2 protein-coding genes are annotated in these 1,467 nt (G+C 41.3%); both read left to right on the top strand.

Annotation, left to right across the window (positions count from 1 at the left end; genetic code table 11):
• The first annotated feature begins 160 nt into the window (after nt 1-160).
• Nucleotides 161-898, top strand: coding sequence for a GIY-YIG nuclease family protein (locus tag HZY94_RS04930; protein WP_228064558.1), 738 nt, complete (start codon nt 161-163; stop codon nt 896-898).
• A 217-nt stretch (nt 899-1,115) separates the two neighbouring features.
• Nucleotides 1,116-1,463 (top strand): KxYKxGKxW signal peptide domain-containing protein, encoded by a 348-nt coding sequence (locus HZY94_RS10515; RefSeq protein ID WP_228064557.1) that lies wholly within the window; start codon nt 1,116-1,118, stop codon nt 1,461-1,463.
• Nucleotides 1,464-1,467 lie beyond the last annotated feature (4 nt).

Below are 1,467 nucleotides of genomic sequence, written 5' to 3'. Positions count from 1 at the left end.
CCAAACCTTAAAATCCATTGTGAATAGAGAATGGACAAGGTCCTTTCTAGATACGTAGTGGTTTTATATTGTTGTATTTCAAAACTAAGCATCCATTATTTTTCAACTTTTGATTTTAAATGAGTATTATGTTGAGCGCGAGCCGGCTATATTGGTTTCTATGAGTCGGAGTGATTTGCCCTCTCTCAAGGAGAAGGATTTTGCTAGTTTTCCAGCTGTTTATGTCTTGATGGGTGGCACGAAACGTTACATTGGTCAGGCGGCGGGGCAGTCTATCGCACTGCGTTTATCGCAACATTTTCTCAAGTCCGAGATGGATTGGGTGGAGTCGGTTTTGTTTTTTACCAGGGTCGATGGAAAAATGTCCAAGGCGGATACGGATTACCTGGAGAAGCGCTTGATTCAAGAGTTTCATGAAAAAACAGATTATGAGATCACCAATGCAACAGCCGGGAATCGTTCCTATATTGACAAGTTGCAAAAAGCAAAATCCGATCAGTTATTTGATGCTGTTCTGGAGATTATAAATGAGATAGCGACCATTGATTTGTTTGCGGTTGTGGAAAATAAAGAAGTGGTGACGTCTGAGCAATACGGGCTTGAGTATGATGGAAAAAGGCTAGCCTCGAAAACAGCCAGGGGATTATTGATTGCTTTCGTGAAAGAGTTATTGGCCGCCGAATACTACAGAGATCAATTACGACTGTCTATTGTTGATAAATCTCCGACCTTTGCCCATATCCTCGGTCGTAAACCGACTCCCAAAGGGGGACCGAAATCGACAAGTGTTGCAGAAGGCATCTGGCTTTATACGAATTTCAGTAAGAAAGCCGTCCGAACAAAAATTAACAAGCTAGCGCGTGATCTGAACATTGCCGTCAAAATAAAATGGAATTAATCCTGTTTCTGCCTTTAGTAGCGATTGTTACTAAAGGTTTTTTTAATGGTGGATTTGGTTCAAGTCCTTTTTACTTGGATAAAGTATTGGAAAACCGATGTAAGTTTCTCTAATATTTTCTTGGCAATTATAAAAATATATTTTCTTTGTCAAATTCGGTAATTTTGTCTAATTTCATGGTATACTTGACTTGTATCATTAGAATTAGGAGGATACTATGTATTTTAATAGGAAAGGTGCGAAACAAACCAACTGGCGTATGGTCAAAAAAGGGAAGCATTTCTTATTTGGCTGCTCGCTTGTGCTGGCTTTAGGGGCTAACTCTATGGTAAGTGCAGATGAGGTTACAGTTGGGGAGGAGCCTGAGACGGATTCTTCAGCAGTCACGACTTCCGATCAAACTGAGACGGATAGGGCTGATGAAGAAGAACTAAAGACTTATCAAGCTTCGGCAACGAATCCTGATAGCATTGTGGCCTCTTCAGCGGTGGCTGAAGAAGTTGCTTCAACAGAAGACGAGGACTGTCTCTTATACCCATCTCCGAGCCCACGAGACTGCAGCTAATCTC

Source organism: Streptococcus danieliae, from assembly GCF_013415245.1.
Classification (GTDB): domain Bacteria; phylum Bacillota; class Bacilli; order Lactobacillales; family Streptococcaceae; genus Streptococcus; species Streptococcus danieliae_A.
This window is presented reverse-complemented; position numbering and strand designations above follow the sequence as displayed.

Coding starts and splice junctions, on each gene's coding strand:
- HZY94_RS04930 (WP_228064558.1), top strand. CDS start 161: ATGAGTCGGAGTGATTTGCCCTCTCTCAAGGAGAAGGATTTTGCTAGT.
- HZY94_RS10515 (WP_228064557.1), top strand. CDS start 1,116: ATGTATTTTAATAGGAAAGGTGCGAAACAAACCAACTGGCGTATGGTC.